21 protein-coding genes are annotated in these 25,918 nt (G+C 67.5%); 7 read left to right on the top strand and 14 right to left on the bottom strand.

Annotated features, from left to right (window positions below; translation table 11 throughout):
• The first annotated feature begins 249 nt into the window (after window positions 1–249).
• Window positions 250–1,896 carry a 2-isopropylmalate synthase gene (gene leuA / locus WS75_RS17545; protein WP_059681670.1) on the top strand — a complete coding sequence of 549 codons (1,647 nt, stop codon included), beginning with the start codon at window positions 250–252 and terminating at the stop codon, window positions 1,894–1,896.
• Between the two features lie 145 nt (window positions 1,897–2,041).
• Here leuA and WS75_RS17540 read toward each other — a convergent pair whose 3' ends face one another.
• Window positions 2,042–2,425 carry a nuclear transport factor 2 family protein gene (locus WS75_RS17540; RefSeq protein WP_059464474.1) on the bottom strand — a complete coding sequence of 128 codons (384 nt, stop codon included), beginning with the start codon at window positions 2,423–2,425 and terminating at the stop codon, window positions 2,042–2,044.
• 45 nt (window positions 2,426–2,470) lie between these two features.
• A complete protein-coding gene (locus WS75_RS17535) occupies window positions 2,471–3,040 on the bottom strand; it encodes an acyloxyacyl hydrolase (protein ID WP_059681669.1) in 570 nt (189 codons plus the stop codon).
• A gap of 361 nt (window positions 3,041–3,401) precedes the next feature.
• On the opposite strand from WS75_RS17535, the gene rpoH reads away from it, so the two are divergent.
• The 5 genes from rpoH to cydX all read left to right on the top strand — a co-directional run bounded on the left by rpoH (window position 3,402) and on the right by cydX (window position 7,859).
• Entirely contained in the window at window positions 3,402–4,337 is a 936-nt protein-coding gene (rpoH, locus tag WS75_RS17530; RefSeq protein ID WP_059681668.1) for an RNA polymerase sigma factor RpoH, read from the top strand.
• A 328-nt stretch (window positions 4,338–4,665) separates the two neighbouring features.
• Window positions 4,666–4,944: a cytochrome oxidase putative small subunit CydP gene (gene cydP / locus WS75_RS17525; RefSeq protein WP_059681667.1), complete on the top strand. Its 279-nt coding sequence runs from the start codon at window positions 4,666–4,668 to the stop codon at window positions 4,942–4,944.
• Window positions 4,934–6,514 (top strand): cytochrome ubiquinol oxidase subunit I, encoded by a 1,581-nt coding sequence (locus tag WS75_RS17520; RefSeq protein WP_059681666.1) that lies wholly within the window; start codon window positions 4,934–4,936, stop codon window positions 6,512–6,514. The genes cydP and WS75_RS17520 overlap by 11 nt, the downstream gene beginning before the upstream one ends.
• A 31-nt stretch (window positions 6,515–6,545) precedes the next feature.
• Window positions 6,546–7,682 carry a cytochrome d ubiquinol oxidase subunit II gene (gene cydB / locus WS75_RS17515; protein WP_059681665.1) on the top strand — a complete coding sequence of 379 codons (1,137 nt, stop codon included), beginning with the start codon at window positions 6,546–6,548 and terminating at the stop codon, window positions 7,680–7,682.
• 54 nt (window positions 7,683–7,736) lie between these two features.
• Window positions 7,737–7,859 (top strand): cytochrome bd-I oxidase subunit CydX, encoded by a 123-nt coding sequence (cydX, locus tag WS75_RS17510; RefSeq protein ID WP_059681664.1) that lies wholly within the window; start codon window positions 7,737–7,739, stop codon window positions 7,857–7,859.
• Between the two features lie 165 nt (window positions 7,860–8,024).
• Here cydX and nagE read toward each other — a convergent pair whose 3' ends face one another.
• The 11 genes from nagE to WS75_RS17455 all read right to left on the bottom strand — a co-directional run bounded on the left by nagE (window position 8,025) and on the right by WS75_RS17455 (window position 24,182).
• Window positions 8,025–9,788, bottom strand: coding sequence for an N-acetylglucosamine-specific PTS transporter subunit IIBC (gene nagE, locus WS75_RS17505; RefSeq protein WP_059681663.1), 1,764 nt, complete (start codon window positions 9,786–9,788; stop codon window positions 8,025–8,027).
• A gap of 86 nt (window positions 9,789–9,874) precedes the next feature.
• The gene (gene ptsP / locus WS75_RS17500) at window positions 9,875–12,457 is read right to left on the bottom strand and encodes a phosphoenolpyruvate--protein phosphotransferase (RefSeq protein ID WP_059681662.1); all 2,583 of its coding nucleotides are present in this window, start codon (window positions 12,455–12,457) and stop codon (window positions 9,875–9,877) included.
• A 15-nt stretch (window positions 12,458–12,472) separates the two neighbouring features.
• Window positions 12,473–13,480 carry an SIS domain-containing protein gene (locus tag WS75_RS17495; protein ID WP_059681661.1) on the bottom strand — a complete coding sequence of 336 codons (1,008 nt, stop codon included), beginning with the start codon at window positions 13,478–13,480 and terminating at the stop codon, window positions 12,473–12,475.
• Window positions 13,473–14,576, bottom strand: coding sequence for an N-acetylglucosamine-6-phosphate deacetylase (gene nagA / locus WS75_RS17490; RefSeq protein WP_059681660.1), 1,104 nt, complete (start codon window positions 14,574–14,576; stop codon window positions 13,473–13,475). Before nagA ends, WS75_RS17495 begins: the two co-directional genes overlap by 8 nt.
• 107 nt (window positions 14,577–14,683) lie before the next feature.
• Window positions 14,684–15,418, bottom strand: a complete 735-nt coding sequence (locus WS75_RS17485) for a GntR family transcriptional regulator (protein WP_059681659.1) — start codon at window positions 15,416–15,418, stop codon at window positions 14,684–14,686.
• 320 nt (window positions 15,419–15,738) lie between these two features.
• Complete coding sequence (locus tag WS75_RS17480; protein WP_059681658.1) at window positions 15,739–18,957, bottom strand: error-prone DNA polymerase; 3,219 nt, start codon at window positions 18,955–18,957, stop codon at window positions 15,739–15,741.
• A 6-nt stretch (window positions 18,958–18,963) separates the two neighbouring features.
• A complete protein-coding gene (locus WS75_RS17475) occupies window positions 18,964–20,451 on the bottom strand; it encodes a Y-family DNA polymerase (protein WP_059681657.1) in 1,488 nt (495 codons plus the stop codon).
• Window positions 20,384–21,091, bottom strand: a complete 708-nt coding sequence (gene imuA, locus WS75_RS17470; protein WP_059681656.1) for a translesion DNA synthesis-associated protein ImuA — start codon at window positions 21,089–21,091, stop codon at window positions 20,384–20,386. The genes WS75_RS17475 and imuA overlap by 68 nt, the downstream gene beginning before the upstream one ends.
• Window positions 21,092–21,385: 294 nt before the next feature.
• Window positions 21,386–22,180: an ABC transporter ATP-binding protein gene (locus WS75_RS17465; RefSeq protein ID WP_059681655.1), complete on the bottom strand. Its 795-nt coding sequence runs from the start codon at window positions 22,178–22,180 to the stop codon at window positions 21,386–21,388.
• A 1-nt stretch (window position 22,181) separates the two neighbouring features.
• Window positions 22,182–23,078 carry an ABC transporter permease gene (locus WS75_RS17460; RefSeq protein ID WP_059681654.1) on the bottom strand — a complete coding sequence of 299 codons (897 nt, stop codon included), beginning with the start codon at window positions 23,076–23,078 and terminating at the stop codon, window positions 22,182–22,184.
• A 138-nt stretch (window positions 23,079–23,216) separates the two neighbouring features.
• Window positions 23,217–24,182 (bottom strand): ABC transporter substrate-binding protein, encoded by a 966-nt coding sequence (locus WS75_RS17455; protein ID WP_059681653.1) that lies wholly within the window; start codon window positions 24,180–24,182, stop codon window positions 23,217–23,219.
• A 347-nt stretch (window positions 24,183–24,529) separates the two neighbouring features.
• Here WS75_RS17455 and WS75_RS17450 point away from each other — a divergent pair, with 347 nt between their 5' ends.
• On the top strand, window positions 24,530–24,838 hold the full coding sequence (locus WS75_RS17450; RefSeq protein WP_059681652.1) for a VF_A0006 family four-cysteine protein: 309 nt from the start codon (window positions 24,530–24,532) through the stop codon (window positions 24,836–24,838).
• A 109-nt stretch (window positions 24,839–24,947) separates the two neighbouring features.
• Here WS75_RS17450 and WS75_RS17445 read toward each other — a convergent pair whose 3' ends face one another.
• On the bottom strand, window positions 24,948–25,763 hold the full coding sequence (locus WS75_RS17445; RefSeq protein ID WP_059599877.1) for a MetQ/NlpA family ABC transporter substrate-binding protein: 816 nt from the start codon (window positions 25,761–25,763) through the stop codon (window positions 24,948–24,950).
• Window positions 25,764–25,918 lie beyond the last annotated feature (155 nt).

Here is a 25,918-nt window from a genome sequence, read left to right as displayed (position 1 = left end):
GCTACGACTAGCCTAAGGCTGTCGTAGCGCCGTGTGCTGTCCGCACGGTCCCTCCCTGCAGTTCCTCGCAGCACCCTTCTCGCAGTTTTTACAACCCGAAGTCGTCAGCATTCGTCCGTCCATCCGTCGGCCGATTCGCGAAGATCATCCGCATCCGTAGCCCGTTTCCGGCGCCACGGAGCGAGGCAGCGCCACCCGTCGCCCATGCCGCCCGTCTTCGCTCGCGACTTGAGACCCGAGGTCCAGAAGATGAAGCGCAACCCGCAAAACAAGTACCGTCCGTTCGAACCCGTCCGCATCAATGGCCGCCGCTGGCCGACCCGCACCATCGAGCGTGCGCCGGTCTGGATGAGCACCGACCTGCGCGACGGCAACCAGTCGCTGATCGAGCCGATGAGCATCGAACAGAAGCTGGAATTCTTCGACATGCTGGTCGCGATCGGTTTCAAGGAGATCGAAGTCGGTTTTCCGTCGGCGTCGCAAACCGATTTCGATTTCGTCCGCAAGCTGATCGACGACAAGCGCATTCCCGACGACGTGACGATCGAAGTGCTCGTGCAGTCGCGGGACGACCTGATCGCGCGCACCTTCGACGCGCTCGACGGCGTGCCGCGCGCGATCGTGCACCTGTACAACGCGATCTGCCCGTCGTTCCGGCGCATCGTGTTCGGGATGTCGAAGGACGACGTGAAGGCGCTCGCGGTCGAGGGCACGCGACTCATCAAGGAACACGCGGCGGCCCGCCCGGACACGCACTGGACCTACCAGTACTCACCGGAAACCTTCAGCATGACCGAGCTGACGTTCGCGCGCGAAGTGTGCGACGCGGTCGCGCAGGCGTGGCGTCCGACCCGCGATCACAAGATGATCGTCAACCTGCCGGCGACCGTCGAAGCCGCGAGCCCGAACGTGTTCGCCGACCAGATCGAGTGGATGGACCGCAACCTCGCGTATCGCGACAGCATCGTGCTGTCCGTGCATCCGCACAACGATCGCGGCACCGCGGTCGCGGCCGCTGAACTCGCGCTGCTCGCGGGCGCCGACCGCATCGAGGGCTGCCTGTTCGGCAATGGGGAGCGCACCGGCAACGTCGATCTCGTCACGCTCGCGCTGAACCTCTATACGCAAGGCATCGATCCAGGCCTCGATTTCTCCGACATCGACGCGGTGCGCCGCGTGGTCGAGCGCTGCAACCAGATTCCGGTGCATCCGCGCCATCCGTACGCAGGCGACCTCGTATTCACCGCGTTCTCTGGCTCGCACCAGGATGCGATCCGCAAGGGCTTCGCGCAGCAGCGCCCCGACGCGGTGTGGGAGGTGCCGTACCTGCCGATCGACCCGGCCGATCTCGGCCGCAGCTATGACGCGGTCATTCGCGTGAACAGCCAGTCCGGCAAGGGCGGCGCGACGTTCCTGCTCGAACGCGGGATGGGCTTCACGCCGACGCGGCGCGTGCAGATCGAATTCAGCCACGCGGTGCAGACGCTCGCCGATGCCTCCGGCGAGGAAGTGACCGGCGACGCGATCTGCGCGCTGTTCGCCCGCGAATTCTTCGAGACCGCCGGTCCGGCCGCGCGCCACGGCGACGCCGCACGCTGGCAGAACCGCGACATCGCGGGCGCACCGCCGGCCGACGCGACACCCGAAGAGGTCGTGCAACGCATGGCCGCGGCCTTCGCGACGGCGGCCGGCGCGACGGTCGACGTCGCCTCGTGCGAACACGCACGCACGACGGACGGACGAATCGCGGTATCGGTCGGCTGCCGGGTCGGCGATGCGCCGCTGCGGCACGGCGTCGGAGTGCATGCCGATGCGAGGAGCGCCGCGCTCGATGCGGTCGTCAGCGCGATCAACCGCTCGGCCTGGCAGCGCGCCGACCGCCGTGCGGCGGCCTGACCGGCGGGTTTTCGCTTCAGGGTTCAAACGTCAAGCGAGCGGTGCGTGACCGCCCGTGCTTCGCGCAATCCGCGCCGCACGGGCAATAAAAAGCGGCCCAGAAGGCCGCTTCGGTCGGGACACGAAAAAGGAGCGCCACGCGCGCTCATGTCTCGGTCGCGCACCGCGTCGCCTGCCACGCCAGCAGGCGCCACTGCCCCTGCTCATGGGTATGGACGGCGGTATAGGCGATCGGAAACACCAGCCCGCCGTTGTTGGTTTCCATCTCGATCAGTGCGCGCCCGGTGACGACGCAGGTTGCGTCACCGACGGGAAGCAGATCCTGCGACTGGATTTCGATCTGGCGATAGCGGCGGCGGCCGGCGACGATGGCGTCGATGAACTGCTGCTTGGTTTCGCGTTTGCCGTTGGTGTGCACGAAGAACACCTTGTCCGACAATTGCGCATCGAGCGCCTCGCCGTCCCCGTCGACCATCGCCCGGAACCGATCGCGCTCGAGCGCGCGAATCGCATCGACCACCTTCGCCATCGCCTGACTCCTCGGCAACGCGCCCGCCGTGCGCGGGCGTGCGGATCAGAAGTTGTACTGCACGTAGAACTGGTGGAAATTTATACCAGGATTCGGCTCTTTGATACCCGCGTTAGACACATGTTGAAAACGGTAGCCGAGCTGATACTGTTGCCGTTCTCCGAACTGCGCGCCGACACCGACGACGTCCACGAACTGGAACGACGTCGATAGCGACAGATTGTTGGAGATCGTCGGGGAAGTCAGGAAGCGGATGCCCGCGCCGGCCTCGATGAACGGGCGCACCTGGCCCGCGCTCTTGATGAAGCGGAACATCGGCTGCGCGCCGAATTCGCCGATGCTGCCATGAACATTGCCGCCCGTGTGCCAGTAGCCGGCGTGGCCTTCCATCACGAACGCGAAGTGCCAGCCGCCGATTTCCCACCAGTTCCAGCCCGGATCCCACACGACGCCGAGATCGGCCTTGTCGATCCCGTGGCGATCGGAAAACCCGCCGCCTGCCTGGATCCCCCATCGATCCGCGAACGCCGCACCCGATCCGCCCAGCAGCGACGCCGCCAGCAGTGCATGCAGCGCAAGCCGACTACGGGGCCGGCAATTCTTCTTATTGTTCATTAGACACTCCAACTTTGTGGATTGAATGGAGCCTTGCCGCAGCGGCCGGGCCCGAGCGAACTGAATGGTATGGTAAAGGACTTTTCGGATCGGCATCACGAAGCGAAATTGTTTGCTTCCAAATCTACAAAAATCGAAACCGTCTACCGATTACTATCAGAAACAACAGCTTACGGAACTTCCTCCGGCCCACCCTGTCGCAGATTAGACTATCGATTCCACAAGTTCGATAGAGAATCGGGAACTTGGATGCCCCCGCCCCCTCTAAGGAATTAGCACTCAGATTACGGGAGTGCTAAGATGAGCCTCGGAATCTCATCCGAGACCAGGGGTTTGTCCCTGATTCCAAAGGAGTTTTTTAGTGAGCTACGCCCTGACCCTTCCGAACACCCTGAGCCCGACGCCGGCCAAGGCCGAATCGGCAGGCTCGCTGGCGCTCGCAACTCAATCGATGTTGCCGGGCCAGCTTGGCAACATCGACGCGTACATCCAGGCCGTCAACCGGATCCCGCTCCTGACCGCCGAAGAGGAACGCCAGTACGCGACCGAATTCCGCGAAGACAACAACCTCGATTCGGCACGCCGCCTCGTGCTGTCGCACCTGCGGCTCGTCGTGTCGATCGCGCGCAACTACCTCGGCTACGGCCTGCCGCACGGCGACCTGATCCAGGAAGGGAACATCGGCCTGATGAAGGCTGTGAAACGTTTCGACCCGGCGCAAAACGTGCGCCTGGTGTCGTATGCGATCCACTGGATCAAGGCCGAGATCCACGAGTACATCCTGCGCAACTGGCGGATGGTGAAGGTCGCGACGACGAAGGCGCAGCGCAAGCTGTTCTTCAACCTGCGCAGCCACAAGAAGAGCATGCAGGCGATGACGCCCGAGGAAATCGACGGCCTCGCGCAGGAGCTCAACGTCAAGCGCGAAGACGTGACCGAGATGGAAACGCGTCTGTCGGGCGGCGACATCGCGCTCGAGGGCCAGGTGGAAGACGGCGAGGAGTCGTATGCACCGATCGCCTACCTGGCCGATTCGCACAACGAGCCGACCGCCGTGCTCGCCGCGCGTCAGCGCGACATGCTGCAGACGGACGGCATCGCGCAGGCGCTCGACGCGCTCGACGCGCGCAGCCGCCGGATCATCGAGGCGCGCTGGCTGAACGTCGACGACGACGGCTCGGGCGGCTCGACGCTGCACGATCTCGCGGCCGAGTTCGGTGTGTCGGCGGAACGCATCCGCCAGATCGAAGCGAGCGCCATGAAGAAGATGCGCACGGCACTCGCCGAATACGCCTGACTCCCCGATTTAGAGCGCTTTACCCAAAACCGCTGCCCGCCCGGCAGCGGTTTTTTTTCGTCTGTGGTTTCGCCTCGATCGCCCCGAATTAACCGGCCATATTGATCGGGTATCGGGCAAATTCCGTCCCCTTCCGCATAACCTTGATCTGCCTCAAGTTTTGACATGCGCTTCGCGACGGTCTGCCGCAGCGCAACACTCGGCATTGGAAAGCCGGCATTTTAAAATTGGCATGTCGGCTTAAAAGGATTAAAACAGCTTAACCGCCGTCATAAATCCGACGTAGAGTCGCCCCAAAACCCACGTAAATCGATTCAGGATAATCACCTTGATCTCGATCAATAAAGAGCCTGCGCCGCCTCCTCCGCAGGCCACCGGCACGCTCGGCTGGCGCGCGCGCATCGCCGCGTGGGCTCGCGGGCCGACCCTCGCCCGCGACATCACCCTGGTGCTGATCGTCAAGCTGATCCTTTTGATGTCGCTCAAATACGCATTCTTCAATCATCCGCAGGCTGAGCACATGTCGCTTCCGCCTGCCGCCGTCGCCGAGAAGTTGCTCTCGGTACCGGCGCCCGCACCTACCGAGGGAGACCACCATGATAAGTAGTGAAGTCGTCGATCTGTCACGTCTGCAGTTCGGCATCACGGCGCTCTACCACTTCCTGTTCGTGCCGCTGACGCTCGGCCTGTCCTGGCTGCTCGTCATCATGGAAGCCGTCTACGTGATGACCGGCAAACAGGTCTACAAGGACATGACCCAGTTCTGGGGCAAGTTGTTCGGGATCAACTTCGCGATGGGCGTGACGACCGGCATCACGCTCGAATTCCAGTTCGGCACGAACTGGTCGTACTACTCGCACTACGTCGGGGACATCTTCGGCGTGCCGCTCGCGGTCGAAGGGCTGATGGCGTTCTTCCTCGAATCGACGTTCGTCGGCCTGTTCTTCTTCGGCTGGAACCGCCTGTCGAAGGTCAAGCACCTGATGGTCACGTTCCTCGTCGCGCTCGGCTCGAACCTGTCCGCGCTGTGGATCCTCGTCGCGAACGGCTGGATGAACAACCCGGTCGGCGCCGAGTTCAACTATCAGACGATGCGCATGGAGCTGACGAACCTGTTCGACGTGCTGTTCAACCCGGTCGCGCAGGTGAAATTCGTGCACACGGTGTCGGCCGGCTACGTGACGGCCGCGATGTTCGTGCTCGGCATCTCGTCGTGGTACCTGCTGAAAAAGCGCGACACCGATTTCGCGCTGCGCTCGTTCGCGGTCGCGGCCGGCTTCGGCCTCGCGTCGACGCTTTGCGTGATCGTGCTCGGCGACGAGTCGGGCTACACGACCGGTGAAGTGCAGAAGATGAAGCTCGCCGCGATCGAGTCCGAATGGGAAACGCAGCCGGCACCCGCATCGTTCACGCTGATCGGCCTGCCGAACCAGGAAGAACAGCGTACCGACTACGCAATCAAGATTCCGTACGCGCTCGGCCTGATCGCGACGCGCTCGATCGACGAACCCGTGGTCGGCCTGCGCGAACTCGCGAAGCACAGCGAGGAGCACATCCAGAGCGGGATGGTCGCGTACGGCGCGCTGCAGAAGATGAAGGAAGGCGATACGAGCGCGGCCACGCGCGAACTGTTCGACCAGCACAAGCAGTATCTCGGCTACGGGCTGATGCTCAAGCAGTTCACGCCGAACGTGGTCGATGCGACGCCCGAGCAGGTCAAGGCCGCCGCCTTGAAGACGATCCCGCCGGTCGCGCCCGTGTTCTTCTCGTTCCGGATCATGGTGTTCCTCGGCTTCCTGTTCCTCGCGACCTTCGTCACCGCGTTCTGGTTGTGCGCGCGCCGCCAGTTGCTGCAGGACAACCGCCGCTGGTTCCTGCGCTATGCGGTGTGGGCGATTCCGCTGCCGTGGCTCGCCGCGGAATTCGGCTGGGTCGTCGCCGAACTCGGCCGCCAGCCCTGGACGATCGCGGGCATCCTGCCGACGCATCTGTCCGCGTCGAGCCTGACGCCCTCGGACCTGTACCTGAGCCTCGCCGGTTTCATCGCGTTCTACACGGCGCTGTTCGTCATCGAAATCAAACTGATGTTCAAGTACGCACGCCTCGGCCCGTCGTCGCTGCATACCGGCCGCTATCACCACGAACTCGTGGCGGACAGCGAGCGCGCTCCGGCCTGAGCACGCACCTGAAACGGAACAAGGAATCGCTATGGACTATGCAACTCTCAAGCTGATCTGGTGGCTGCTCGTCGGCGTGCTGCTGATCGGCTTCGCCGTCACCGACGGCTTCGACATGGGCGCGACCGCGCTGCTGCCGTTCCTCGGCAAGACCGACGACGAGCGCCGCATCATCGTCAACACGGTCGGCGCGACGTGGGAAGGTAACCAGGTGTGGCTGATCACGGCCGGCGGCGCGATGTTCGCCGCCTGGCCGCTCGTCTATGCCGCGTCGTTCTCCGGCTTCTACTTCGCAATGCTGCTCGTGCTGTTCGCGCTGTTCTTCCGGCCGGTCGGCTTCGACTATCGCAGCAAGCGGCCCGACCCGCGCTGGCGCGCGGGCTGGGACTGGGGCCTGTTCGTCGGCGGCTTCGTGCCGGCGCTGGTGTTCGGCGTCGCGTTCGGCAACCTCCTGCAGGGCGTGCCGTTCAAGTTCGACAGCGACCTGCGCGTCACCTACTACGGCGGCTTCTGGGCGTTGCTGAACCCGTTCGCGCTGCTCTGCGGGCTCGTCAGCCTCACGATGCTGGTCGCGCACGGCGCCGCGTTCATCAAGATGAAGACCGACGGCGTGATCGCACGCCGCGCATCGGTCGCGCTGCGCGTGTCGGCGCTCCTCGCGGTCGTGCTGTTCGTGCTGGCCGGCGTGCTGATCGCGTCGACCATCGGCGGCTTCCACATCACGCACGCCGCGCCGACCGACACGGTCGCGAACCCGCTGCTCAAGGACGTCGCCGCCGGCTCGGGCCTGTGGCTCGCGAATTACAGCGAGTATCCGTGGATGATCGCGGCACCCGTGGTCGGGATCGCGGGCGGCCTGCTCGCGCTGCTGCTCGCCGGCTCGAAGCAGGAAAAGACGGCGTTCTTCTGCACCGGCCTGATGATCGCCGGCGTGATCCTGACCGCAGGCTTCTCGATGTTCCCGTTCATCATGCCGTCGTCGCTCGACCCGCGCAGCAGCCTGACCGTGTGGGATTCGACGTCGAGCCACATGACGCTGCAGGTGATGCTGTTCGCGGTGATCGTCTTCCTGCCGATCGTCCTGCTCTACACGGGCTGGGTGTACCGCGTGATGCGCGGCAAGGTCACGCATCAGGCGCTCGAAGAGAACAAGCACTCGATGTATTGAACCCGGCCGGGGCGCCTGCGCGCCCCCGCCCACCGTTTCGCAAGGAGTCGGATCATGTGGTATTTCAGCTGGATTCTCGGTATCGGCGTCGCGCTGTCGTTCGGCATCGTCAACGCGATGTGGCTCGAAGCGCGGCAGAAGCCGCAGGAAGCGTCGGTGCGCGCACGTCGCGACTGACCGCGCGCGGGAAGCGCACACGGTGCGCGGTGCGCACGAATGTATCGCGCACACGCCCCGCCAAGAAAAAACGGCTTGCGACGCATCGCAAGCCGTTTTCGTTTTACCGACCGGCGGCCCGAACCCGCCACGCAGACCGGGCCTGCCTCATCGCATCATGCCGGATCAGGCCGGTTGCGGAGCCGCCCCGCCGTCCGTCGACGTCAGGCGTGCGCCGAGCTGTTCCGCGTAGCGTGCCGCCGCGTTGCCGCAGACGATGTGGAACGTGTCCAGCGACACCCATGCGACATCGAGCGCGCCGAGTCGATCGCGATCGACCGCCGATGCGTCACGCACGACGACACGCAAGCGCGTGGTCGCGATCGCGTCGAGCGAAGCGACGTTGGTCGCACCGCCGAACACCGCGAGCCAGCGCAGCGGATCGGGATCGAGCGGACCGGCCGCCGCACCCGTGACCGGCTGAGCTGCAGCGGCCGCAGCCGGCGCCGCGGCGACGGTCGCGCCGCTGCCGATCGCCGAGCGCATCTCGTCGGCAATGATGTCGGCCTCGGGCCCGATGATCACCTGCACGCTGTTGCCGCCGCGCTTGAGCACGCCGCGCGCGCCGATCGACTTCAGTTCCGGCTCCGACACCTTCTCCGGATCGACGACGGTCAGGCGCAGGCGCGTCGTGCATGCGTCGACGACCGTCAGGTTGCCGACGCCGCCGAGCGCGGCGATGTAGCGATGTGCACGCGGTGCCGCCGCCGCCGCGCCGGCTGCCGGCGCGACGAAGCCGCCCGATGCGTACGACTCGGCCGCACCGTCGGCCGAGGCTGGCTCGCGGCCCGGCGTCGCCATGTTGAACTTGCGGATGAAGAAGCGGAACAGTCCGTAATACGCGACGCCGTATGCGATACCGAGCGGCACCGCGATCCAGCCCTTCGTCGACAGCCCATAGTTCAGCACGTAGTCGATCGCGCCGGCCGAGAACGTGAAGCCGAGCTTCACGCCGAGGATCTGGCAGATCGCGAGCGACAGCCCCGTGAGCACCGCGTGGATCACGTACAGCACCGGCGCGAGGAACATGAAGCTGAATTCGATCGGCTCGGTCACCCCCGTCAGGAACGACGTGAGCGCCATCGAGAACAGCAGGCCGCCGACCATCGCGCGGCGCTCCTTCGGTGCTTCGTGCAGCATCGCGAGACACGCGGCCGGCAGGCCGAACATCATGATCGGGAAGAAGCCGGCCATGAAGGTGCCCGCGGTCGGATCGCCCGCGAAGAAGCGGTGCAGGTCGCCGTGCACGAGCTCGCCGCCGGCCGGCGGCGTGAAGTTGCCGAACACGAACCACGCGAGCGAATTGATGATGTGGTGCAGGCCCGTGACGAGCAGCAGGCGGTTCAGGAAGCCGAACACGAACGCACCGATCGCGCCCGCCGTCGTCAGCCACTGGCCGGCCGCGTCGATCGCATGCTGGACCGGCTGCCACACATACCCGAACACGATGCCGAGCACCACGCAGGCCAGCCCCGTGATGATCGGCACGAACCGTTTCCCGCCGAAGAACGCGAGGTAGTCGGGCAGCTTGATGTCCTTGTAGCGGTTGTACAGCAAGCCCGCGACCACACCCGCGATGATCCCGGACAGCACGCCCATGTTCAGCTTGGGATCGATATCCTTCATGATCGCGGTTTCGATCAGGTAACCGATCGCACCCGCGAGTGCCGCCACGCCGTTGTTGTCCTTCGCGAAACCGACCGCCACGCCGATTGCGAACAGCAGCGGCAGGTTGTCGAAAATCGCGCCGCCGGCGTCGGCGATCATCTTGATGTTGAACACGTCCGGCTGCCCGAGCCGCAGCAGGATGCCGGCGACCGGCAACACCGCGATCGGCAGCATCAGCGCCCGGCCCAGGCCCTGTATCTTCAGAAACGGATTCCCGTCCATTCAGTCCTCCAATCCATGTCTCGTCATTAATCGTCGTTGACCTAATTGCTTGCGTCGTGAAACGCTCGCGCGCCCGCCGTCGACGTTCAGTCGAGCGGCCAGACCTCGCGGCTTGCTGCCCTTACCGCCTGTGCCGAGTCGAGTGCGAGCAGATCCTGCGCACGCTGGCGACACAACTGGTAATCGAGACGGCGCACGCGCGCCTTGATGCCCGGCACCGACACCGGGTCGACCGACAGTTCGGTCACGCCGAGGCCGACGAGGATCGGTACCGCGAGCGGATCGCCGCCGAGCGCGCCGCACACGCCGACCCACTTGCCGTGCTTCGCCGCGCCGCGCACCGCGATGTCGATCAGGCGCAGCACGGCCGGATGCAGGCCGTCGGACTGCGCGGCCAGATCGGCCTGGCAGCGGTCCATCGCGAGCGTGTACTGGGTCAGGTCGTTGGTGCCGATCGACAGGAAATCCGCGTGCTGCGCGAGCTGGTCGGCGAGCAGCGCCGCCGACGGCACCTCGATCATCACGCCGACTTCGATAGGCTCGGTACGGCCCTGCGCACGCGCGAACTCGTCGATACGCTTGCGCAGCCGCACGATCTCGCCCGCATCCGTCACCATCGGCAGCAGGATCCGCACCGCGCCGAACGGCTTCACCGCGAGCAGGCCCTGCAGTTGATCGTCGAGCAGATCGGGGCGCACCTGTGCGAGGCGAATGCCGCGCAGGCCGAGCGCCGGGTTCGGTTCGGGCGGCAGCGTCAGGTAGTCGACTTCCTTGTCGGCGCCGACGTCGAGCGTGCGGATGATCGCGGTGCGGCCTTGCAGCGCGTCGACAATCGACTGGTAGCTCTGCTGGTGCTCGACGACGGTCGGCGCGGCCTGGCGATGGATGAACATCAACTCGGTGCGCAACAGGCCGACCGCGTCCGCGCCGTTGTCGACCGCGGTGTTCGCGTCGTCGAGCGTCGCGATGTTCGCGGCGACCTCGATGGCGCGGCCGTCGACGGTCGCGGCGGCAGCGCCGGCCAGTTGCCGGTTCGCTTCGCGCACGCCGTCCAGGCGCTGGCGTTCGTGGCGCGCACGTTCGACGTCGAGCGCGGTGGGCGCGTGTTCGAGACGGCCCGCGCTCGCATCGACGACGACCTGCGTGCCGTCCGGAATCGCGTACAGCGCGTCGCCGACCGCGACGAGCGCCGGAATGCCGAGCTGACGCGCGATGATCGCCGCATGCGACGTCGCGCCGCCGCGTGCCATCACGAGCGCGGTCACGCGCTGGCGATCGAGCGAAGAAAGGTCCGACGGCGTGAATTCCTCGGCGGCGAGCACGGCCTCGTCGGGCAGCGTGCGCGTCGCGCCGCTCGTGTGGCCGAGCGCGCGCAGTACGCGCTTCTCGATGTCGCGCAGGTCCGCCGCACGCTCGGCGAGCAGTGCGTCGTCGAGCTTCGACAGCGTGTCGATCTGCGTGCTGATCGTCGCGCGCCACGCGAAGCCCGCGCTCTTGCCGAGGCTGATCTGGTCGCGCGCCGCGTCGACCAGCGTCGGATCCTCCAGCAGCACGCGATGCACCGCGAAGATGCCCGCTTCGCCGACCGCGCCGCGCGCCGATGCGTTGCGCACCGTTTCGTCGAGTTCGGCGTCGACCGCCTTCAGCGCCTGATCGAGCCGGCGGCTTTCCGACGCGGGCGTGCCGGTCGCGTGCTCGGGCGGCACGATATCCGCATCGTCGAGACGCACCAGCGTGCCGACCGCGATGCCGGGCGCCGCGCACACGCCCGCGAGCGTGTTCGGATCGAGTGTTGCGCCGGTGTTGCGCACGATCGGCTGCGGTGCGGGCGACTTGAGCCGCGCCGGCGTTTCCTCGACCTCGCCGTGCGCTTCGCGCAGCAACTCGTGCTCGACCGCTTCGACGGCTTGCTGCGCGTGCGCACCGCGGCCGACCAGCTCGATCGTCGCGCCTTCGCCGGCGCCGAGGCCGAGCAGGCCGACCACGCTTGCGATCGGCGCCTTGCGACCGTCGAAATGCACTTCGACATGTGCGTCGAGCCCGCGCGCGGCTTCGCGCGCCCGCGCGGCCGGACGCGCATGCAGGCCACCGGGCTGCGTCAGCACGACCTCGCGGCGCACTTCGTTCATCGCCGCCGCGCCGGCCTGGGCCGCCTGCGCGGCGGCCTCGCCCTTGCCGCGCAGCGTCAGCAGCGGCGTCTCGCCGGCCGTCGCGAAACCGCTCGCGCGCTCGACGACGTCGAACGCGTCGGAGTTCGCGATGGCGATCACGGAGACCAGCGAATGCGCGCTGCGCGCGACCGCGTCCTGGTCGAACTCGATCAGCAGGTCGCCCGCCGCGACACGCGCGCCGGCTTCGACGCGCGCGGTGAAGCCCTGTCCGTTCAGCTCGACGGTGTCGATGCCGATGTGCAGCAGCACTTCCGCGCCTTGCGGCGTCGTGATCGTCACGGCATGGCCGGTGCGCGCGAGATGCGACACGATGCCGGCGCACGGCGCGACGAGCCGGCCCGCGAGCGGATCGATGCCGATGCCGTCGCCGAACATCCCGCCGGAGAACACCGGATCGGGCACATCGGCCAGCGCGACGATCGGCCCGGTCAGCGGGGCAAGCAGGACGATCTGATCATGGGTGGAACTCTTCAACTGGGACTCCTCGGCGCGTCTCATCGGCGGTCTCGGCTATCAGTGCGTTTCGGTGACTTTGTTCAGGTGGCGCGGCGTGTCGGGATTGCGGCCGCGCGCGACGGCGAGATCCGCCGCCATCACGTAGAACGAAAGAATGGCGGCGATCGGGTCGAGCGCCGAATGAGCGGACTGCGCGAGCGGCAAGGTCGCGCCGGGCGTGCCGGCGGGCGCCGCGAGCAGCACGGCCGCGCCACGTGCGCGCATGTCCTGCGCGAGCTGCAGCAGCCCGGCCTGCTCCGGGCCCGGCGGCGCGAACACGAGCAGCGGATAGTCGCGGTCGATCAGCTCCATCGGGCCGTGACGGACTTCGGCGCTCGAGAATGCCTCGGCCTGGATGCCGGAGGTTTCCTTCAGTTTCAGCGCGGCTTCCTGAGCGATCGCAAGACCGAGGCCGCGGCCGATCACGATCATCCGCTCGACGCCCGCGAGCGCGGCGACGGCCGGCGACCAGTCGAGCCCGCCGGCCTGCGCGAGCACGTCGGGCAAGCCGCGCAATGCCGTCATCAGCGCGGCGTCGCGCTGCCAGTACGCGACGATCTGCGCGGACAGCGACAGCATCGCGATGTAACTCTTGGTCGCGGCGACCGACAGTTCGGGGCCGGCAAGCAGCGGCAGCTGGTGCTCGCATGCGTCGGCGAGCGGCGACGGCAGCACGTTGACGGCGGCGACGGTGCGCGCGCCGGCTTCGCGCAGCGCGGCCATCGTGTTGACGAGGTCGGGGCTCTTGCCCGACTGGGAGAATGCGATCGCGAGTTGATCCTGCACCTTCAGCGGCGCCTGCTGCAGTGTCGCGACCGACATCGGCAGCGACGCGACGGGCACGCCGAGGCGGCTCATCGTCAGACTCGCGAAATAGCTGGCGGCGTGATCCGAGCTGCCGCGCGCGACCGTCAGCGCGACGGCCGGCGGGTGATCGATGAGCTGGCCCGCGAGCGCTTCGACGCGCGTGGTGTCGGCGAGTTGCGCGGCGACGACTTGGGCGGACTCGCGCGCTTCCTTAAGCATATTCGACAATCGATTCTCCTTCGACGTAGGTCGCGGTGAGGTTCAGGTCGCGATCGAACACGGCGAGGTCGGCCCATGCGCCTCGCTCGAGGCGGCCGCGATCGGTGACGCCGAGGTAGTCGGCCGCATAGCGCGACATCCGGTTCGACACGTCGGCGATCGGCAGGCCGAGCGACACGAGGTTGCGCAGCGCCTGGTCCATCGTCAGCGTGCTGCCGGCGAGCGTGCCGTCGGCGAGCCGCACGCCGCCGAGGCACTTGGTCACGTGCTGGCTGCCGAGCCGGTATTCGCCGTCGGGCATGCCGGTGGCGGATGTGCTGTCGGTCACGACGTACAGGCGCGGGATCGCGCGCAGCGCAGCACGAATCGCGCCCGGGTGGACGTGCAACAGATCGGGGATGATTTCCGCGTATTCGGCATGCGCGAGTGCGGCGCCGACGAGGCCCGGGTTGCGGTGATGCAGCGGCGACATCGCGTTGAACAGGTGCGTGAAGCCGCATGCGCCGTGCTTGAGCGCGGCGACGGCGTCGTCGTAGGTCGCGAGCGAGTGGCCGAGCTGCACGCGCACGCCGCGCGCGGCCATCTCGCCGATGATCTCGATGTGACCGGCGATTTCCGGCGCGAGCGTGACGACCCGGATCGGCGCGATCGACAGGTACTTCAGCACTTCGTCGAGCACGGCCGACACGGCCGCGTCCGGCTGCGCGCCGAGCTTGCCGGGGTTGATGTACGGCCCTTCGAGATGCACGCCGAGCACGCGCGCGCCGCCCGGCGTGCGGGTGCGCGCGACGGTGCCGAGATTCGCGACGACCTGCATGAGTTCGTCGCGCGGCGCGGTCATCGTCGTCGCGAGCAGGCTCGTCGTGCCGAACTGCGCGTGTGTGCGTGCGATCGTCTCGATCGCATCGCCGCCTTCCATCACGTCGGCGCCGCCGCCACCGTGCACGTGCAGGTCGATGAAGCCGGGCAGGATGTACGGCGCATCGTTCTTCGCGGGGTCGGCGGGCGTGCCGTCGAGCGTGGTGATGCGGCCGTTCTCGCTGTTGAGCGAGCCGAGAATCCAGCCGTCGGGGGTCAGGATGTTTCCAGTCAGCATGACGTTTCTCTTGATGATCTGGTGACGCGGACATCCGCGTCGCGATTTGCAAATCCGTGGTGCTTCGTTGCGCTCCGCCGCGCGTAGCGCGCGGGCAATCTCGTGCGTCAGCGTTTCAGTTCGGCGACGAAGTCGTAATAGTCGTCGCGGCAATACGTTTCGGACACTTCGATCGCGCGCTGGTCGGCACCGTAGCCGATGCGCGTGATCACGAGCAGGGCCGAGCCCGGCTTCACCGACATCCACTTCGCAATCTCGTGCGTCGCGTTCGCCGCGCGAAAGTGCTGCAGCGCGCGCACGACGGTCATCCCGCGCGCGTCGAGGTATTCGTACAGCGACGCGCCGAGCGCCTGCGGATCCGGCACCACCGCAGCCGGCAGCGTCGAATGCTCGACGGCCATCACGATGCCGTCCGCGCGGCGCAGCCGCTCGAGCCGCGCGACCGTCGCGCCCGGCGCGAGGCCGAGACGCGTAATCTCGTCGCGGCTCGCGGTGCGCAGCGTTCGCGACAGCCACACCGAATCGGGCACGAAACCGCGCTGCTTCATCTTCGCGGTGAAGCCGACGAGACGCGACAGCGGATCGGCAACGCGCGGCGTGATGAAGCTGCCCGCCCCGCGCGCCCGCTTGATCAGCCCCTGCTCGACCAGCAGCGCGAGCGCACGGCGGGCCGTGATCCGCGACACGCCGACCGTTCCCGACAGCAGCCGCTCCGACGGCAGCGCCTCGCCGGCCCGCCACGCGCCGGCGTGAATCGCGCTCGCCAGGTTGCGGGCGAGCTGCAGATAAAGCGGCGTGTCGCTGAGGGGATCGGGCGCCAGTTCGGACCAGCCGGTTTCCATGTGCCTCCGGGTGTCGGACGACGATCTCGAACCGTCGAAAGTGAACGCATTATATAACCACCATAATACCAGTCAACGAACTGGTATTAGTGGCGCAAAAATCGCCGGAAGCCTTGCCCCGCAAGCGTTTTAGTTGCCGGAAAGCCTTTGTTTACAATGCGATGCGGGATAGGGATTTACCCGGATTGGTATGCAAGGGGACAGTTCCAAGATCGGATTTTCCAGGCTTTGGAAGCCGGAAACGACACCGGAATAGAACCAGTTGAGCCGACTGGTATGCATGCGGCGGCGGTGCGCGGGCAGCGTGCCGGCGCGTCGTGTCAGTGGAACTCGCGGCTCGACGTGCGCAGGCCGCCGAGCAGCGGCGTCAGATCCTCGAAATGCTGCGCGACGAGGTGCCTCACGTCGCTGACGACCTGCCACACGCCGGACGCCGCGAGCAGTCGCGAATCGAGCGTTTCGCGGCGCTGCCGCGCGAGCAGTTCGGGCCGCACGATCACGTTCACGCAGCCCGTTTCGTCCTCGAGCGTCATGAACATCACGCCCTTCGCGGTGCCCGGCATCTGCCGCGCGGTCACGAGCCCGCACGCGCGCGCGAGCCGGCCATCGGGACGGTCGCGCAACTCGGCCGCGGACGACAGCCGCTGCGCGCGCAACGCGGGCCGCAGCAGCGCGACCGGGTGGCGGTTCAGCGTGAGGCCGGTGGTGTGATAATCGGCAAGGATGTCGTCGGCTTCCGACGGCGCGCCGAGCACGGGCTGCTCCGTTTCGTCGATCGGCGCGGCGGCGAGCAGGTCGCGCTCCGGTGCCGCGGCGACGGCCTGCCACAGTGCATCGCGGCGATGGCCGGCGAGCGTCGCGAGCGCGTTCGCGGCGGCGAGCGCTTCGAGATCGCGTCGTTCGAGCTGCGCGCGGCGCGCGAGCGCGTCGACGTTCTCGAACGGGCCGGCCGCGCGCGCGGCCTCGATGCGCCGCGCGGCAGCCTCGCCGAGGCCGCGCACGAGCGACAGGCCGAGCCGCACCGCGGGCTGACCGTGCGGCGGCGGCTGGCCGGGCAGCGCTTCGAGCGAGGCGTCCCAGTTGCTTTGCGTCACGTCGATCGGCAGCACCTTCACGCGATGACGCTTCGCGTCCTGCACGAGTTGCGACGGCGGATAGAAACCCATCGGCTGGCTGTTCAGCAGCGCGGCGAGGAAGATCGCCGGTTCGTGGCATTTGAGCCAGCTGCTCGCATAGGCGAGTTTCGCGAAACTGGCCGCATGGCTCTCGGGGAAACCGTATTCGCCGAAGCCCTTGATCTGCTCGAAGATCTGCTCGGCGAATTCGCGTGTGTAGTTGCGTTCGAGCATCCCGTCGACGATCTTGTCGTAATACTTCTCGAGGTTGCCCTTGCGTTTCCACGCGGCCATTGCCCGGCGCAACTCGTCGGCCTCGCCAGGCGTGAAGCCTGCCGCGACGATCGCGATCTGCATCACCTGTTCCTGGAAGATCGGCACGCCGAGCGTGCGTTCGAGCACTTCCTTGAGCGCATCGCTCGGATACGTGACCTCACCCTCCTCTTCGCCGGCCATGATCCTGCGCCGCTTCAGATACGGATGCACCGCGCCGCCTTGAATCGGACCGGGCCGCACGATCGACACCTGGACGACGAGATCGTAGTAGTTGCGCGGCCTCAACCGCGGCAGCATCGACATCTGCGCACGCGATTCGATCTGGAATACGCCGACCGTATCGGCGCGGCAGATCATGTCGTAGGTTGGTTCGTCATCCTGCGGAATATGCTTCAGCGTGAACGGCTCACCCCCCGGTTCCGGCGGCCCGCGCCATGCGGTGCGCATGTCGAACGCGCGATGCAGCGCCGACAGCATGCCGAGCGCGAGCACGTCGACCTTCATCAGCCCGAGCGCCTCGAGATCGTCCTTGTCCCACTGAATCACGCGCCGCCCGTCCATCGCTGCGTTCTCGACCGGCACGAGCCGCGTGAGCTTGCCTCGACTGATCACGAAGCCGCCCGAATGCTGCGACAGGTGGCGCGGAAAGTTGAGCAAGCGCCCCGCGAGTTCGGCCCATGCGCGAATGATCGGCGTGGCCGGGTCGAGCCCGGTCGTCGCGAATTGCTGCAGCAGGTCGCGGCTGCCGTCGAACCAGCGATGCCCCTTCGCGACGCGATCGATCAGCATCGGATCGACACCGAGCGCCTTGCCGGTTTCGCGCAGCACGCCGCGCGGACGATACGTCGAGACCGCCGCCGCGAGTGCTGCGCGATCCTTGCCGTATTTTTCGTAGATATGCTGAATGACCTCTTCCCGGCGCTGATGCTCGAAGTCGACGTCGATATCCGGCGGCTCGCCGCGCTCCTCGCTGATGAAGCGCTCGAACAGCATCGTGCTCTGGTCGGGATCGACCTCGGTGATGCCGAGGCAGTAGCAGACGACCGAGTTCGCTGCCGAGCCCCGGCCCTGGCACAGGATGTTCTGGCTGCGCGCGTATTTGACGATGTCGTAGACGGTCAGGAAGAACGGTTCGTAGCTCAGTCTTGCGATCAGATCGAGTTCATACCGGATCTGCTTCTCGACCCTCTCCGGAATGCCTTGCGGATAACGCCCCGCCGCCCCCGCGAAGGTTTCCTGTTCCAGATAGCGCGTCGGCGTCAGCCCCTGCGGCACGATCTCGTCGGGATACTCGTAGCGCAGCGAGCCGAGGTCGAAATCGCACGCGTCGAGAATCGCGCACGTCTCCGCGATCTCGTCCGGCGAATACAACTGTCCGATCCGCTGTCGCGAACGCAGATGCTGTTCCGCATTCGGCGCGAGCGCATAGCCGCACTCTGAAACCGGCATTCCGACGCGGATCGCCGTCATCACATCCTGCAGCGGCTTGCATGAACGCCGGTGCATCGTCACATCGCCGAGCGCGACGATACGCACGCCGCGCCGCGCGCCGGCCGCACGAATCTCCTCGCGCTGCGCGCCATCGAGTGCGCGCTGCAACTGCACGAGCCCGAGCCGCGCACGTTCGCCGAACGTCGCGCGAAACCACGCGACCTGCGCATCGAGTACATCAGCACGCACCGGATACGCGGGCACGAGAATCGCGAAGCAGTCGGGCATGCCGCGCAAGTGGGCAAACTCGGCAGGCGGCGCCGACAGCATCCGCGACGTCAGCGTGTAAGTGCCCTTCGGCGATGCCATCCGTCGCCACGAAATCAACTCGGACAGGTTGCCGTAGCCCTCGCGGTTCTGCGCAAGCAACACGAGCCCGAACGCGCCGGGGCCCGGATCGTGGCCGGGCGCGACTTCATCCGGCGTGACTTCGAAATACGAACCGATGACGAGCGGCAGCCCGTTCGCCTTCGCCGCGACATGCATGCGCGGCGCACCTGCGAGCGAGCATTCGTCGGTGATCGCGATCCCGCGATAGCCGAGTTCGGCCGCGCGCTCGACCAGTTCGTCCGCATGCGACGCGCCATGCAGGAACGAGAAGTTCGAGCGGCAGAACAACTCCGCGTAATCGGGCAGCCAGCTGAATTCCGCAACCATGACGGTTCACCCGAACAGGCCGTGCAGGAACCAGCGCGGCTCGGACTCGCTCCCCGCCCGTTCCTTGAATACCCAGTAGCACGCACCGGCCTCGTCCTGCGCGACGCAGTAATCGCGTGCAGCAAGCTGACCATCGAACCACCCCGCCTCGATCCGCTCCACCGACGACATCATCCTGAGCGGCGTATGGAACACCGGGCGCTCCCCGCGCATCAGCAACGGCAGCGGCTCGGCCAGCAGCCACGCGGGACGCGGCGGCACGGCAGGCGGCCCGCCGGCCGGCTTGCCCGCTTGCGCATCGAGCGGCAGCCAGCGGTTCGCGACCTCCGGACGGTGATCGGCGACGGGTGCCGCGCGCAGCACGTTCTCCGCGCCGAGCCGTGCGATCAGCAGTTCGAACAGCCGCGCGCGCGTCTCGCGCGTGCCGCCCGGCTCGGGAAAGAGATCGTCGGCCGGCGGCGCGACCGATTCGACGCGCGTGGCCTTCAGGCGCACCGCGATCACCGCGGCCGGCAATTCGACGCGCGCGAGCCGCTCGCCGAGCAGCCGCATGAAGTGCGTCTCGTCGCGCACGGGCGCGGCGAACGCGAGTTCGAGCGGGGTCGGCGGCACGGCCTGACGGCCGCGCTCGTGCTCGAGATCGAACGTCATCGCGGCCAGCGACAGCTGCCGCGCGGCCAGCCACCCGCAGAGCTGCACGACGAGCCGCCGCGCGGCGAACAGCACGGCTTCCGCGTATTCGACGCGCTCCGGCAATTCGAGCCGCACGTCGAACACGGGCGGCACCGCCATCCACGCAAGCGGCTCGACCGCATCGCCGTACGCGCGATCGAGTGCGGCGAGCAGCGCCGGGCCGCAGCGGCGCTGCAACCCCGCGCGCGGCAAGCCGCGCAGATCGGCGAGCGTGCGGCAACCGAGGCCGTCGAACCAGCCCGCATACGGGCGCGCGTCGGGCAGCAACGCGCACGGCAGCCCATCGAGCGCACGAACCAGCGACGCAGGGGCGGCCAACCGGCGCCGGATCCGCGCGCGGGCCGAGACACGCGCGAGCAGCCACGCACCGCGCCCGGTCGGCGCGGCGGACAGGCGCGCCGCATAACCGAGCGCCGCGAGCGTCGCGCGCACCTGGCGGCACAGCGACGGCAAGCCGCCGAACAGGCGCAGGCTCGGGCCGACGTCGACGATCAGCGTCGCTTCGTCGTCGAACGCGACGCATGGCGAGAAGCGCAGCAACGCGAGCGCGACCGCGCGCAGCGCATCGGCCTCGCGCGCGGGATCGCGTTCGACGAGTTGCGTCTCGGGCGCGAGCGTCAGCACGCCGCCGCGCTTCATGCCCGCGCGCACGCCTTGCCGGCGCGCGGCCGCATCGGCGATCAGCACGACGCCTTGCTCGAGCACCGCGCAGCCGGCGCCGCCGGCCGCTGCGTCAGACGGCTGCGGGGCGCACACGTCGAGCGGCAGGCGCGGCAGATGGATGCCGAGCAAGACGCGCATAGCGGCTCTCCACGATGGGCGACGGCAGGTCGAGCACGAGCGGCTCGCCGCTCGCAGGTCCGCGACGCTTGACGATGTCGAGCGACACGCCGCCCGGCACGGGATACAGCGCGACGCGCAGCACGGCCGGCGACGGCTGCCGCGCGGCCGACAGCGGGCGCAACATCACGAACAGCGTGTCGCCCGTGCGCGCGGCCGCGAGATGCAGGCGCCGCAGCGCATCGGGCCGCGCGTCTTGCCAGAGCAGCAGCGCACCGCAACAGCCGGTCTTGAGCGCCTGTTCGGCGGCCCACAACGCATCCGTGCGGCTGCCGGCGCGCAGCCACAGCAACGCGTCGGCCGGCACGCCGAGACTGGCGAGCGCGGTCGCATGTGGCGATTGCGGCGGCGCGACGAGCGCGAGCGGACGCCGCGCGCTGACGGTACGCGCGAGCGCGGGTGCAAGCAGCCGCATCTCGCCGCAGCCCGGCTGCGCGGCCAGCAGTTCGACGAGCCCGCCGACCGGCCAGCCGCCGCCCGGCAGCTCGGCGGACAGCGGCGCGAAGCCGGTATCGATCGTGCGCAGACCGCCGCGCGCGAGCTGCGAGCCACGCCAGAGCGATGGATGAAGGGATTCGGGAGAAATGGAGGATGCGAGCATGACGCCACCCACAACTGTATGGATATACAGTATATGGCAATGCGCTCGCATCGCACAGCGCCGGTGCGAAACCGGTTTTTGTCAGAGGAAAAACGGGGAGAAGCCGGCGTACCCGTCATGTTACGGCGCGCCGGATCGGGCGTGGCCGGGATCGTGCCGCCCGAACGCCCGCCCCAACCATCCGGCCCGATGCGGCGCACACGCGCCGAATCGCCCTGCCGGTTCGGCATGCCCACCCTCACGCAAACCGGCACGATGCAGCACCTCGCACCGCGCCGGCCCGCCCGCCGCGCGTCAGCCGAGCAGCAACGCGTCGTCGTCGAGCTGCTCGTGCCGCACCTTCTCGAACATCTGCAGCAGGTCCGGCACGTCGAGCCCGCGGCGCTGGTCGCCCGACACGTCGAGCACGACCTGCCCCTGGTGCAGCATCACCGTGCGGTCGCCGTAGTCGAGCGCCTGCCGCATGCTGTGCGTGACCATCATCGTCGTCAGCTTGCTTTCGTCGACGATGCGCGCGGTCAGTTCCAGCACGAACGCGGCCGTCTTCGGGTCGAGCGCGGCCGTGTGCTCGTCGAGCAGCAGGATCCGCGACGGCCGCAGCGATGCCATCAACAGGCTCACCGCCTGCCGCTGGCCGCCCGACAGCAGCCCGATCCGGTCGGTCAGCCGGTTTTCCAGCCCGAGATTCAAGAGACGCAGCTTGTCGCGGAACAGCTCGCGCGACGGACGGTCGAGCGCGGCCCGGAAGCCGCGCCGCACGCCGCGCGCCATCGCGAGCGCCATGTTCTCCTCGATCGTCAGCGCCTCGCAGGTGCCGGCCATCGGATCCTGGAACACGCGCGCGACGAGGTGCGCGCGATCCCACGCCGGCTGGCGCGTGACGTCCGTGCCGTCGATCGCGATGCGTCCCGAATCGACGCGCTGGTCGCCGCTGATCGCGTTGAGAAAGGTCGACTTGCCCGCGCCGTTCGAGCCGATCACCGCGACGAACTGGCCGTCGGGAATCTCGAGCGACAGCCCGCGCAGCGCGCGCGTCTCGATCGGCGTGCCGGGGTTGAACGTGAGCTTCAGGTCTTGTGCGGACAGCATGTCAGGCCCCTCCATTCTTGCGCGCGAACAGCTTCTTGCGCGTCGCCGGCAGCACCAGCGCGATCGTGACGAGCGCGGCCGTCACGAGGTTCAGGTCCTGCGCTTTCAGGCCGATGAATTCGCTGTTCAGCGCAAGCGCGATGAAGAAGCGGTAGACGATCGCACCGACCACGACCGCGAGCGTCGTCAGCACGAGCCGGCGCGCGGGCAGCAGCGTCTCGCCGATGATCACCGCGGCCAGCCCGATCACGATCGTGCCGATCCCCATCGAGATGTCGGCGCCGCCCTGCGTCTGCGCGAACAGCGCACCGGCGAGCGCGACGAGCGCGTTCGACAGCGCCATCCCGGCGAGCGTCGCGCGGCCCGTCGCGATGCCCTGCGCGCGCGCCATCCGCGGGTTCGCGCCGGTCGCGCGCATCGCGAGGCCGAGCTGCGACGAGAAGAACCAGTCGAGGCCGAGCTTCGCGACCACGACGACGATCGCGAGCAGCGCCGGGCGCAGCACGTAGTCGGGCATCCAGTCGGGCTGCAGCACGGTGAAGATCGTCGGCTCGGTGATGAGCGGCACGTTCGGCCGGCCCATGATCCGCAGGTTCACCGAATAGAGCGCGATCATCATCAGGATGCTGGCGAGCAGGTCCATGATCTTCAGGCGCACGTTGAGCCAGCCGGTGACGAAGCCGGCCAGCGCGCCCGCGACGATCGCGAACACCGTCGACGTGAACGGGTCGTGGCCGGCGGAGATCAGCGTCGCGGCGACGGCGCCGCCGAGCGGAAAGCTGCCGTCGACGGTCAGGTCGGGGAAGTTGAGGATGCGAAACGAGATCAGCACCCCGAGGGCGACGAGACTGAAGATCAGGCCGATCTCCAGCGCGCCCAGAAACGAGAACAGAGACATGATGGGGAAATCCTGTTGCTTCCCGGCCTCACGTGTACGGCCGGGCGAAGCGGACGGGCAGCCCCGGGTGGGAGCCGCCCGTCCGGCGGTTTCGTTCGGGCCCGGATCGGGCCGCAAGCGCGGCGGTCGGGCCGCGGCTTACTTGATGACCGTCTTCGCTTCCTTGAGCAGATCCGGCGACAGTGTCACGCCCTGCTTCGCGGCCGCGCCCGTGTTCGCGAACAACTCGAGGTTGCTGCTCGTCTCCGACGCGATCGCGCCCGGCTTCTCGCCCTTCAGGATGCGCGCGACGACCTTGCCGGTCTGCCGGCCGAGGTCGCCGTAGTTGATGCCGAGCGCCGCGATGCCGCCGCGCTTCACGCTGTCGGTGTCGCCGGCGACGAGCGGGATCTTCGCTTCGTTCGCGACCTTCACGAGCGCTTCGTACGCGGACACGACGTTGTTGTCGGTGTTCGTGTAGATCACGTCGACCTTGCCGATCAGGCTCTTCGCGGCCGGGCCGATGTCGACGGTGCGCGGCGCGGCCGCTTCCTTCAACGTCATCCCCTGCTTCGCGAGGATCTCCTTGAGCTCCTTCACGACCACGACCGAGTTCGCCTCGCCCGGGTTGTAGACCATGCCGACCGTCTTCGCCTTCGGCACGACGCGCTTGATCAGCGCGACCTGGCGATCGAGCGGCAGCTTGTCGGAGACGCCCGTCACGTTGGTGCCCGACGGGCCCCAGCCCTTCACGAGCTGGGCTGCGACCGGATCGGTCACCCCCGAATAGACGACCGGCACGCTCTTCGTCGACGCGACCACCGCCTGCGCGGCCGGCGTCGCGATCGCGACGATCACGTCGGGCTGGTCGCCGACGAACTTGCGTGCGATCTGAGCGGCCGTGCCCGTGTTGCCCTGCGCGCTCTGGTATTCCCACTTGAGCTTGTCGTCGCCGTAACCTTCCGCCTTCAGTTCGGCGCGCACGCCGTCGCGGATCGCATCGAGTGCCGGGTGGTCGACGATCGACAGCACCTTGACCGTCTGTGCGTGCGCGGCGCCCGCGAGCGCGAATGCGGCGACGCCGGCCGTGATCGAACGGATCGCGAAAATCTTGAAACGCTTCATGGGTGAGTCTCCCCCGTATTTGTATCGGTTCTGGATGATGGATTCCCGCCGCCGTCATGCAGGTGCCGATGCACGCGCAACCGGGTGACGGTGTGGGCGGCAGCGGCCCCGCGCGGGCCCCGGGAAGGCGCGCGGCGGCGAACGCACGAGGATACCATTTCCGCAGACCACCACCTGACTTCGCGCTTTCGGTCGTCCGGCCGGCGCACGCGGCCACCGAGCCGCCGCGAAACGCTCGGGAAGCCCGGCCGGCGAGGCTTGGCGCCGGCCCCGGCGCAACACGTCAGCCGCGTTCACAGCTTTACGTTATGCTGTCCGCCGACCCAATCCACACCCACGGAGCGTGCATGAAACGGGGAATCCGTGCGATCGCGTGCGCGGTCGCCGCGCTGGTGCTGCCGGGCGCGGCATTCGCGCTGACCGACGGTAGCGCGCCATACGACGACTGCATGCTGGGCGCGCTGCGCGAGAGCCGCAACGGCGCGGCCGCGCAACTGATCCAGCGCTCGTGCGACGCGCTGTACCGCAACAACGCGATGCTGCTGCCGCGCGAGCGGCGCTTTCACGAGTGCGTCGTGCAGTCGCTGCCGGGCGTGCGCGACAACTACGCGATCCAGCAGATCATGGCGATCTGCTCGCGGCGCGGCGAGATGTGAGCCAGCGCTGAACGCCGGGCGCCGCGCAATGATCTGCGGCCGCGCCAATGAAAAAGGGCCTGCGCGAGGCAGGCCCTTTCGTTTCAGCGGTCCGACCGGGGGGCGGCGTTCAGAACGACGCGACCATCGAGCCCTTGAACTGCTTCTTGATGAATTCCCGCACTTCCGGCGACTGGTACGCCTTGACCAGCTTCTTCACCCACGGCTGATCCTTGTCCTTCGCACGCACGGCGATCAGGTTCGCATACGGGCTCGTCAGCGATTCGAGCGCGATCGCGTCCTTGGTCGGCTGCAGGTTCGCGGCAAGCGCGTAGTTCGTGTTGATCACGGCGGCGTCGACATCCGACAGCACGCGCGGCAGTTGCGCGGCGTCGAGCTCGGAGATCTTCAGCTTCTTCGGATTCTCGGCGATGTCGAGCACCGTCGCGTTGTTGCCGCCCGTGCCGGCGCCGGCCTTCAGCTTGATCACGCCTTGGGTCTGCAGCAGCAACAGCGCGCGGTTCTCGTTCGACGGATCGTTCGGCACCGCGAGCTTCGCGCCTTGCGGCAGGTCCTTCAGCGCCTTGAACTTCTTCGAGTACACGCCGATCGGCGAGATGTAGGTCAGGCCCGCGCTGACGATCTTGTAGCCGCGCTGCTTCACCTGGCTGTCGAGGTAGGGCTGGTGCTGGAAGCTGTTCGCGTCGAGGTCGCCCGCATCGAGCGCCGCGTTCGGCTGCACGTAGTCGTTGAACTCGATGACCTTCACGTTCAGGCCTTCCTTCTCCTTCGCGACCTTCTGCACGACCTGCCACACTTCCGCATCCGGGCCGGCGACCGTGCCGACCTTGATGACCTTGTCTTCGGCGTGCGCGCCCGCCGACAGCGTCAGCGCGGCACCGGTGGCCAGCACGGAAAATACCTTCAGGAGACTGCGACGCTTCATCTGTTTCTCGCTTTCTTGCTAACTGAAAATGGGGCGCGATACGGGTATCCCCGAACTCGCAGGAAGGGGCAAATGGTGTCACAGGATCGGCCGGAAGTGAAATACATCCCGCTCATATGGGTATGCACCGCAGCGGTGCTGGCGACAGATGCGCG

The organism is Burkholderia sp. FL-7-2-10-S1-D7, assembly GCF_001524185.1.
GTDB lineage: Bacteria > Pseudomonadota > Gammaproteobacteria > Burkholderiales > Burkholderiaceae > Burkholderia > Burkholderia diffusa.
This window is presented reverse-complemented; position numbering and strand designations above follow the sequence as displayed.

Bases quoted from the DNA above. Each gene is read 5' to 3' on its own strand.
- leuA (WP_059681670.1), top strand. From the start codon at position 250: ATGAAGCGCAACCCGCAAAACAAGTACCGTCCGTTCGAACCCGTCCGC.
- WS75_RS17540 (WP_059464474.1), bottom strand. From the start codon at position 2,425: ATGGCGAAGGTGGTCGATGCGATTCGCGCGCTCGAGCGCGATCGGTTC.
- WS75_RS17535 (WP_059681669.1), bottom strand. From the start codon at position 3,040: ATGAACAATAAGAAGAATTGCCGGCCCCGTAGTCGGCTTGCGCTGCAT.
- WS75_RS17520 (WP_059681666.1), top strand. From the start codon at position 4,934: ATGATAAGTAGTGAAGTCGTCGATCTGTCACGTCTGCAGTTCGGCATC.
- cydB (WP_059681665.1), top strand. From the start codon at position 6,546: ATGGACTATGCAACTCTCAAGCTGATCTGGTGGCTGCTCGTCGGCGTG.
- cydX (WP_059681664.1), top strand. From the start codon at position 7,737: ATGTGGTATTTCAGCTGGATTCTCGGTATCGGCGTCGCGCTGTCGTTC.
- nagE (WP_059681663.1), bottom strand. From the start codon at position 9,788: ATGGACGGGAATCCGTTTCTGAAGATACAGGGCCTGGGCCGGGCGCTG.
- ptsP (WP_059681662.1), bottom strand. From the start codon at position 12,457: ATGAGACGCGCCGAGGAGTCCCAGTTGAAGAGTTCCACCCATGATCAG.
- WS75_RS17495 (WP_059681661.1), bottom strand. From the start codon at position 13,480: ATGCTTAAGGAAGCGCGCGAGTCCGCCCAAGTCGTCGCCGCGCAACTC.
- nagA (WP_059681660.1), bottom strand. From the start codon at position 14,576: ATGCTGACTGGAAACATCCTGACCCCCGACGGCTGGATTCTCGGCTCG.
- WS75_RS17485 (WP_059681659.1), bottom strand. From the start codon at position 15,418: ATGGAAACCGGCTGGTCCGAACTGGCGCCCGATCCCCTCAGCGACACG.
- WS75_RS17480 (WP_059681658.1), bottom strand. From the start codon at position 18,957: ATGGTTGCGGAATTCAGCTGGCTGCCCGATTACGCGGAGTTGTTCTGC.
- WS75_RS17475 (WP_059681657.1), bottom strand. From the start codon at position 20,451: ATGCGCGTCTTGCTCGGCATCCATCTGCCGCGCCTGCCGCTCGACGTG.
- imuA (WP_059681656.1), bottom strand. From the start codon at position 21,091: ATGCTCGCATCCTCCATTTCTCCCGAATCCCTTCATCCATCGCTCTGG.
- WS75_RS17465 (WP_059681655.1), bottom strand. From the start codon at position 22,180: ATGCTGTCCGCACAAGACCTGAAGCTCACGTTCAACCCCGGCACGCCG.
- WS75_RS17460 (WP_059681654.1), bottom strand. From the start codon at position 23,078: ATGTCTCTGTTCTCGTTTCTGGGCGCGCTGGAGATCGGCCTGATCTTC.
- WS75_RS17455 (WP_059681653.1), bottom strand. From the start codon at position 24,182: ATGAAGCGTTTCAAGATTTTCGCGATCCGTTCGATCACGGCCGGCGTC.
- WS75_RS17450 (WP_059681652.1), top strand. From the start codon at position 24,530: ATGAAACGGGGAATCCGTGCGATCGCGTGCGCGGTCGCCGCGCTGGTG.
- WS75_RS17445 (WP_059599877.1), bottom strand. From the start codon at position 25,763: ATGAAGCGTCGCAGTCTCCTGAAGGTATTTTCCGTGCTGGCCACCGGT.